We start from the raw sequence: 8,916 nt of genomic DNA on the forward strand, positions 1-8,916 counted from the left end.
CGCATAAATTACTAATTTGAACTGAACAGTTTAGTGAGGCCGACCGTGCCGCCCCGCGCCGTATTATGGCGCCCGGTCAAGCGGAAGTGGGTTCCAAGAGGTCTGTGTGAGGCAGTAAACATGCGTATTTTCTCTCTTTTTGCGGCTTTGGTGGTCGTTGGGCTCTTGGCATTGGCGATTCTCGACCGGCCCCGGTTGCTGGCGGTGTTCGGTGCGGGCAACGACGTGGCAGAGGTCGCAGCCCCCCCTGCGGGCGCCGCGCCGCAGGATTCGCGGGTCAAGGTCGTTGTCTTGCGGTCCAAAGCACGCAAAATTGATACGGCCGTGTCCCTGCGTGGCCAGACCCAAGCCGCCCGCACCGTAGACGTGCGCGCCGAAACATCCGCAACAGTTATCTCGGCCCCCATCCGCAAAGGCACGCGGGTCGAAACGGGGCAAGCCTTGTGCCAGCTGGACGAAGGCACACGCGGCACTGCATTGGCACAGGCCAGCGCCCAATTGGATGAAGCGCGCGCGCGGGTCCCCGAATCGCAAGCCCGCCTGAGCCAAGCCCGCGCCCAGTTGGAAGAGGCCCGCATTAATCTCAACGCGTCGTCCAAGCTGAGCGAGGGTGGCTTTGCCACGACCACACGGGTGGCCAACACCGAAGCCGCGCTGGCCACAGCCCAAGCCGGGGTAGAAAGTGCGCGCGCCGGGTTGCAGGCGGCGCAATCGGGCATCCAAGGGGCGCAGGCCACGGTGGCCACGGCCGAAAAAGAGATCGAACGGTTGATGATCCGCGCGCCCTTTTCCGGGCTATTGGAAAGCGACACCGCAGAGCTAGGGTCGCTGCTGCAACCGGGGTCGCTTTGCGCCACGATTATCCAGCTTGATCCAATCAAATTGGTGGCTTTTGTACCCGAAACCGAGGTTGCGCGCGTCTCGTTGGGGGCCCCCGCAACGGCACATCTGATCACTGGGGGCACCACAAACCCCACCCAAGATGTGCAGGGTGTGGTGACGTTTTTATCCAGTTCAGCCGATGAAATGACCCGCACTTTCCGCGTAGAGATCGAGGTCGCCAACAGCGACACCCACATCCGCGACGGGCAAACCGCCGCGATCCAGATCGCGGCCGACGGGGCCGCAGCGCATCTGTTGCCCCAATCCGCGTTGACCCTAAACGACGAGGGCAAGTTGGGGGTGCGCACCATAGACGCCGCACAAACCGTCGAGTTCCACCCCGTGTCGTTGATGCGTGACACCCCCGATGGCGTCTGGCTGACGGGGCTTGAAGACAGCGCCGATGTGATTGTGTTGGGTCAGGAATACGTGATCGCAGGCGTCAAGGTCGCCCCCACCTACAAGGAACTTAGCCAATGACGGGTATCGTTGATTGGGCCGCCGAACGGGCGCGGATGGTGTTGGCCTTTATCCTGCTTAGCCTCGTTGTGGGGGGATACGCCTACAGCACCCTGCCCAAGGAAGGCGAGCCGGACATTGAGATCCCCGCCCTGTTCGTATCCACCGTGTTTCCCGGTATTTCTGCCGCCGACAGCGAAACACTGCTGGTCAAGCCGATGGAAACCGAACTGGCCGATCTTGACGGGCTGCAATCGATATCGGCCACTGCCGCCGAAGGCTATGCAGGTGTGGCACTGGAATTTGAATTTGGCTGGGACAAGACCAAAATTCTGGCGGATGTGCGCGATGCGATGGGCAAAGCCCAAGCCGATTTCCCCGAGGGGGCCGAACAATATTCTATCACCGAAATCAACTTTTCAGAGTTCCCGATTATCATCGTGAACCTGACCGGCCCTGTGCCCGAACGCACAATGATCCGCGCGGCCAAAGACCTGCAAGATGACCTAGAAGCCGTTGACGCCATCCTCGAAGCCGGGATCGCAGGCAGCCGCGACGAGATGATCGAGGTGTTGATCGACCCGCTGCGCCTAGAGGCCTACAACATCACCGCCAACGAGCTCATCACGACGGTCCGCAACAACAACCAACTGATCGCAGCCGGCGAGGTAGATACCGCACAAGGCACGTTTGCCGTCAAAATCCCATCGTCCTTCGACGAGCCGCGCGACATCTACGACCTGCCCATCAAGATCAACGGCGACCGGGTCGTCACATTGGGGGATCTGGCCGACATCAACCCCACCTTTGAAGACCGGCGTGGCACCGCGCGGTTCAACGGTGAAAGCACCGTGGCGTTGCAGGTTGTGAAACGCAAAGGTTTCAACCTGATCGACACGGCTGCGGTTGTCAAAACGCTCGTCGCGGACCATAGCAAAACCTGGCCCGAAGGCCTGCAGGCCGCCGTCAAGGTCGGCACATCCAACGACCAATCGCGCATCGTCAACGGCATGGTGCAGCAACTGCTTGGGTCGGTGTTTACGGCTGTGGCGCTGGTGATGGTCGTGGTGCTGGCGGCTTTGGGTATCCGCGCAGCACTGCTGGTGGGGTTTGCGATCCCCACGTCGTTCCTGCTGTGCTTTGCGTTTTTGGCTTTGATGGGGATCTCGGTGTCGAATATCGTGATGTTCGGGCTGATCCTGGCGGTTGGCATGTTGGTGGATGGCGCCATCGTGGTGGTAGAATATGCCGACAAGCGCCAACAAGAGGGCGTGGGGCCCATGCAGGCCTATGTCGATGCCGCAAAACGTATGTTCTGGCCGATCATTTCATCCACGGCGACGACGTTATGTGCGTTCTTGCCGATGCTGTTCTGGCCCGGTGTTCCCGGTGAATTCATGGGCATGCTGCCTGTCACGTTGATCTTTGTGTTGTCGGCGTCGCTGGTGGTGGCGTTGATCTATCTGCCCGTGATGGGTGGTGTGACTGGGCGGCTGGAACGGTGGATCATGGAATACATGACCGCCGTGGCCGGGCTGCGGTGGTACCTGCATCTGGCGCTGTTTCCTGTTGCGGCGCTGATGATCGCCGTATCAGGTTTGATGGGCCCCATCTTTGGCGTCATCGGCGCGCGATTTGCGATCATGGACAGCCTCAACATCGTGCAATCTGTGATCCCGACGCTGCTGTTTGTCTTTATGTTGATCCTTGCAGCGACGGCCTGCCTGTTCGTCGCGTTGGGCGGGTTCATGTTGGGGCTGGTGTCTGCCTTCGCAGTCCTGACGCGCATGGGGCGCTATGGTCGGGCCTTGGCCCACCGCCTTGTGGGGGCGGAACGGCAAGAGATACACGCAGGCTACCGCCGGTCGTTCTTTGGCCATGCCATTGCCGCCATTGCGGGCAACCCGGTAATGCCACTGGTGATGGCAGGCACCGTGTTTATATTCGTCGGCAGCGTATTGATGTATTTTACCAACAACAACAACGGGGTCGAATTCTTTGTCGAATCCGAACCTGAACAGGGCATCATTTATGTGCTGGCACGCGGCAACCTGTCGCTCACAGAAGAAGACGCGTTGGTCCGTCAGGCCGAAGAAATCGTGTTGGCGCACCCCGGCATCAGCAATGCGTTTTCCTTTGCGGGCGAAGGCGGGTTGAACACCGACAGCTCTGGCGGGTCCAAGCCCAAAGATCTGATCGGTCAGATCCAGTTCGAAACCATCCCGTGGGAAGACCGCGCCGGGCGGCTGGATCTGGACGGCAACATTGTCATCGCCGAATTGACAGAGCAGCTATCGGTGTTGCCCGGCATCGCGACAGAGGTGCTCGAAGTGGCGGATGGCCCGGCCTCTGGCAAACCGGTGCACCTGCGGCTCAAGGCCGATGATTTTGACGTCCTGACACAGGCCGCAATCATCGCCCGCGCCGAATTCGAACGCACGCCGGGGCTGACGCTGATAGAAGACACGCGCCCCCTGCCCGGCATCGATTGGCAGATCGACGTGGATGTCGAAAAGGCGGGGCGCTACGGCGCGGATGTGGCCACCGTTGGCGCAATGGTGCAACTGGTCACGCGTGGGCTGACGCTTGATACCATGCGGGTCGATAGCTCGGACGAAGAGATCGATATCCGCGTGCGCCTGCCCGAAAAAGACCGCGTGCTGTCCACGTTGGACACGCTCAAAGTCCGCACTGCGGATGGTCTGATACCGCTGTCGAATTTCATCACCCGCACGCCTGTGCCCAAACTCGCCGAGATCAACCGCATTGATCAAAAGCGGTACTTTGACGTCAAAGCAGACGTCGGTCTTGGGTTGGTCAAAGTGGTTGAAACCACGCGGGTCAATGGCACCGATGTTGACACGACGCTCGCGATGATGCGCCCTGCGGGTGCAGATGCCGATATCCGGTCAACCGACGGTACGCCCTACAAAATCACAAATCTAATGACCGATCCGGGCCGCGACCTGCAGGCTGATATCGACGCACACAGCGCGCGGTTGGTCCCTGTCAATGCCAATGAACGCATCGGTGTTTTGACCCAATGGCTGGCGACAAACCCCTTGCCCGCCGGGGTCAGTTTTGAATGGACAGGCGATCAAGAAGAACAAGCCGAAAGCCAAGCGTTTTTGTCATCGGCCTTTACCGCCGCACTGGGGCTGATGTTCATCATCCTACTGGCACAATTCAACAGCTTTTATAACGCGGTTCTGGTGCTGCTGGCGGTCGTTTTGTCGACCACGGGTGTGTTGATCGGGATGTTGGTCATGGACCAGTCGTTTTCCATCATCATGACGGGCACGGGCATCGTTGCGCTGGCCGGGATTGTGGTGAACAACAACATCATCCTGATCGACACCTATCAGGAATACAGCCAATACATGCCCCGGATCGAAGCCATCATTCGCACCGCGCAGGCCCGTATCCGCCCCGTGTTGCTGACGACAATCACCACCATGGCCGGGCTGGCCCCCATGATGTTCGGGCTTAGCCTGAATTTCGCCGACGGCGGGTATACCATCGACAGCCCAACCGCCCTGTGGTGGAAACAGCTGGCCACGGCGGTGGTCTTTGGTTTGGGCGTGGCCACGGTGCTGACCTTGATCGTAACACCGTCGATGTTGGCGATTCGGGTGTGGGCCACAACCTACGTCCAGTGGATCGCGACGGCTTTGGCCAAGGTATCGATGGGCCGCGCCAGCCGGGCCGCCCGCGACTGGGCCCTGCAAAAGGACGCAGGGCGGATCGGTTCAGGTGAAATTTTGTGGGACGACGGCACGCCTGCCGTTGTGCCCCAAACCCACCGCGCCACGCTAAACGCTGCCGAATGACCCGCGTCACGCGCCCGTGACAAGACATCTGCGTATTTCATGTTAGGGTGTCGGCATTTCATTTGGACAAGGAAAACCGATGTTCCGTCACACGATACTTGCAGGCCTGTTAGGCTTGGCAACGGCATCCACGGCTCTCGCCGCGGATATGATTGAAAAGACCAGCCCGCATTCGGTTGCGGATACGATCGACCGTCTGGCCGCTGCCGTAGAAGGCGCAGGCGCGACTGTCTTTGCGCGCGTCGACCACGCCGCAGGTGCCGCATCCGTCGACATGGACCTACGCCCGACACAGATGTTGATGTTTGGCAACCCAAAGCTGGGCACACCCGCGATGCTGGATGGTCAAACCGCTGGTTTGGACCTGCCGATGCGCGTGCTCGCATATGAAGACGCAGACGGGACAGTGCATGTTGCCTACCACGATCCCGCAGGGTTTGCTGCGTCACATGGCCTGCCGGCCGATGCAAAATACATCAAAATGATGACAGGCGCGCTCGACAAACTGACGTCTAAGGCTGTCGCCGCCGAATAACCGCGACCGGTCTGAAACCCACCCAACCCGCAGGTTGCACCGTGACGATCTGTGTGCGTCAGGCAGGTTTTGGACCGCCGCTCCCCTATTCAGGGTCTTCCGATTGCTGCCGGGTCCACAGTTGCGCGTAGCGCCCGCCTTTGGCCAGCAAGTCGTCATGTGTGCCTTGCTCAAGGACCTCTCCCTGTTCCAGCACCACTATCCGGTCGGCTTCGGCGATGGTTGATAACCGGTGCGCGATGGTCAGCACGGTGCGCCCGCGCCCCGCCTGCATCAACGCCTCTTTGATCTCTTGTTCGGTTTCGGAATCCAGCGCAGAGGTGGCTTCGTCCAGCAACAAAATCGGCGGATCTTTTAGCAAGGTGCGCGCAATGCCCACCCGCTGCTTTTCACCGCCCGATAGTTTCAGCCCCCGTTCGCCAACGGCCGTGTCGTACCCGTCGGGCAACCCTGCGATAAAATCATGGATCTGTGCGGCACGGGCCACGGCTTCGATATCGGCCTGCGTGGCGCCGTCACGGCCATAACCGATGTTATAGCGCAGCGTGTCATTAAACAGCACCGTGTCTTGCGGCACCACCCCGATGGCGGCGTGCAGGGTGTCTTGTGTCACGTCACGGATATCTTGGCCGTCGATGCGCAATGCGCCTGCATTGACATCGTAAAACCGAAACAACAGTCGCCCGATGGTGGATTTTCCCGACCCGGTAGAGCCAACAATGGCCACCATTTCGCCGGGCTCTGCGGTAATGCTAACCCCCTTGAGGATCATCCGGTCGCGGTCATATCCGAACCGCACCTGATCCAGCTCAATCCGCCCGCCCCGCACATCAAGCGCGCGCGCATCCGGCGCATCGATCACCTCGGCGGGTTGTTCCAACAAATCGAACATTTCGCCCATATCAACCAAGGCCTGCCGGATTTCACGGTAGATCGTACCCAGAAAATTCAACGGGATGGTGATTTGGATCATGTAGGCGTTGACCATCACGAAATCGCCCACCGTCAAGGTGCCATTTTGCACCCCAATGGCCGCCATGAGCATCACGCCAACCAACCCCGCTGTGATCAACACAGACTGGCCAAAATTCAGGAAGGCCAAGCTATAGTTGGTCTTGATTGCCGCGGTCTCGTATTTTTCCATCGACGCATCATACCGCCGGGCCTCGCGTGCTTCGGCACCGAAATATTTGACGGTCTCAAAGTTCAGCAGACTGTCGATGGCCTTTTGGTTGGCGTCTGTGTCCTGGTCGTTCATTTCGCGGCGCAGTTTCACGCGCCATTCGGTCACCACAAAGGTAAACGCGACGTAGAGCACAATCGTCACGGCGACGATCACCAGATACCAAATGTCAAACACCACCGCGAGGATCACCGCGACCAGCAGCAGTTCCAACAGCAGCGGCCCGATAGAAAACAACAAATACCGCAGCAGAAAGTCGACCCCTTTAACGCCGCGTTCGATGATCCGGCTTAGGCCGCCCGTTTTGCGCGTGATGTGATAGCGCATCGACAAACGGTGAATATGGGTGAACGTCTCCAGCGCTAGCATCCGCAGCGCGCGCTGTCCGACACGGGCAAAAACCGCATCGCGCAGTTGTTGAAACCCCACCGTCATCAGCCGCGCAATGCCATAGGTGATCGTTAACCCCACAGCCCCCAAGGCCAACATCGACACGCCTTCCTGGGCCAGGGCATCCACCGCGCCTTTGTAGAAAAACGGCGTCGACACAGAAATTAGCTTGGAAAAGATCAGCAGCGCCATCGCCGCCACAACCCGTTTGCGTACCCACGCGGGGTCAGACGGCCACAGATAGGGCGCGACCCTGCGGATGGTCCGCAGCCCCGATTGGCGTTCTGCCGCGTCAGATTTATGGGGCGCGGCGGTCCCGGCCTGAGGTTGGGTCGTGCTGTCGGCTGGCATGTGGTGTCCCGCTTGCGTTCAACCCTTTAGGTAGGCCAATGCACCCTGCTTGGCCACCGCCTGCGCAAAATATTCCGCGCGCGTCATTCGATAGGCAGATCAAAGACCTGACCGGGGTAAATCAAGTCCGGGTCGCGGATGTCGCCACGGTTGGCCTCAAAAACTTTCACGAATAAAACGCCTTCGCCATAGCGGTCCCGGGCGATGGCCCACAGGGTGTCGCCTGTTTGCACGGTCACGGCCTGCACGGGGCCGTTTTGGCCCGCGTTGGCTTCGGCCAAAACGGTGGGAGCTTCGCGTTTGAACGGCGTTTCGATGCGGCTGGTGACATCGCCTGCACCGTTCACCTCATCCACCCGCAACTGATACAAGCCCGCGTCGATCCCCGGAATATCCCCGCGCCATGCACCGTCGCTGTCTACCGCAAAGGCCGCCGTAAACCGGTTTTGCAGATACACGCGCACCTCTGATGTGCCCGCAGCCGCCCGGCCCGACAGTTGCACATCACCCTGCGCCGAATATCCGATGGTGTCGATGGCCACGGTTTCAGAAGGCTGCGGCGCGGTTTGCAGCAATGCGACCCCATCCGAGGTAGAGCGCAAAATAGCAACCGGCTGCGGCGCGGCGGTGGGTTGCGGCGGGTCTTGTGACGCCTGCACAGACGGGGCGGGTGTGTCGTTTTGGGGCGCAGGTGCCGGTGTAGGCGCCGGTGTGGGGGGGGCTGCCGGTTGCAATTCGACCTGTGCGGTTGTGGGTTCGGGGGTGTCGTCGCGCGCGGCAATGGGTGGCTCAGGGAGGGGTTGGGTGGTCTCATCCACGTCCGGCAGGCGCACCGTTGGCGCAGCGGGTGCGGCGATCGCAGGCGCGCTTGGGGCAACGCGGGTCTGCGCCCGCTGTTCTGCGGCAGGTGCCGGGTCTTCAAGGGGGGCATCGGCCACAACGCGCGCGTCCAATTGTGGCGCATCGGGCGTCTCATCGGGCTGTGTTGCCACGGGGTCATCGCCGGTAGCGGGTGCGGCCTCGGCCACCAACGCCGCAACGGGTGCTACGATAACATCGGCATCCGATGCCGTTGTTTCGCCGTTGATCTGCGCCAACAACGTCAAGACGCGTGCGGCATCGCTGGGCGCGACATAGCCCACTGCGGCAAAACGGCCCCGCGCACCGGCAACCGTTGTCGCGATCTCTTCGCCGTCAACCAACACTGCCACCTGCGCCCCGGGGGCCGCGCGCCCGGCCACAACTGTCAGCCCGTCGCCTTCCAGCCGCACCTCTTCGATGGTGGG

The 8,916-nt window shown here is 60.6% G+C and carries 5 protein-coding genes; 3 read left to right on the forward strand and 2 right to left on the reverse strand.

Translation table 11 applies throughout. The annotated features are described in order from the left end of the window. Positions 1 to 120: 120 nt before the first annotated feature. The 3 genes from ABJH13_RS06770 (at position 121) to ABJH13_RS06780 (ending at position 5,706) form a co-directional block, all read left to right on the forward strand. Positions 121 to 1,362, forward strand: coding sequence for an efflux RND transporter periplasmic adaptor subunit (locus ABJH13_RS06770; RefSeq protein ID WP_348405459.1), 1,242 nt, complete (start codon positions 121 to 123; stop codon positions 1,360 to 1,362). Next, entirely contained in the window at positions 1,359 to 5,171 is a 3,813-nt protein-coding gene (locus tag ABJH13_RS06775; protein ID WP_348405460.1) for an efflux RND transporter permease subunit, read from the forward strand. The genes ABJH13_RS06770 and ABJH13_RS06775 overlap by 4 nt, the downstream gene beginning before the upstream one ends. A gap of 79 nt (positions 5,172 to 5,250) precedes the next feature. After that, the gene (locus ABJH13_RS06780) at positions 5,251 to 5,706 is read left to right on the forward strand and encodes a DUF302 domain-containing protein (RefSeq protein ID WP_348405461.1); all 456 of its coding nucleotides are present in this window, start codon (positions 5,251 to 5,253) and stop codon (positions 5,704 to 5,706) included. A gap of 85 nt (positions 5,707 to 5,791) precedes the next feature. Here ABJH13_RS06780 and ABJH13_RS06785 read toward each other — a convergent pair whose 3' ends face one another. Then, positions 5,792 to 7,630, reverse strand: a complete 1,839-nt coding sequence (locus tag ABJH13_RS06785; protein ID WP_348405462.1) for an ABC transporter ATP-binding protein/permease — start codon at positions 7,628 to 7,630, stop codon at positions 5,792 to 5,794. A gap of 83 nt (positions 7,631 to 7,713) precedes the next feature. Beyond that, positions 7,714 to 8,916 (reverse strand): LysM peptidoglycan-binding domain-containing protein (locus ABJH13_RS06790; protein WP_348405463.1); only part of this gene is annotated, 1,203 nt, incomplete at its 5' end.

This window comes from Roseobacter sp. (assembly GCF_039970775.1).
Classification (GTDB): Bacteria; Pseudomonadota; Alphaproteobacteria; order Rhodobacterales; family Rhodobacteraceae; genus Roseobacter.

Excerpts from the sequence above, each read along its gene's own strand:
- ABJH13_RS06770 (WP_348405459.1), top strand. The coding sequence starts at position 121 with ATGCGTATTTTCTCTCTTTTTGCGGCTTTGGTGGTCGTTGGGCTCTTG.
- ABJH13_RS06775 (WP_348405460.1), top strand. The coding sequence starts at position 1,359 with ATGACGGGTATCGTTGATTGGGCCGCCGAACGGGCGCGGATGGTGTTG.
- ABJH13_RS06780 (WP_348405461.1), top strand. The coding sequence starts at position 5,251 with ATGTTCCGTCACACGATACTTGCAGGCCTGTTAGGCTTGGCAACGGCA.
- ABJH13_RS06785 (WP_348405462.1), bottom strand. The coding sequence starts at position 7,630 with ATGCCAGCCGACAGCACGACCCAACCTCAGGCCGGGACCGCCGCGCCC.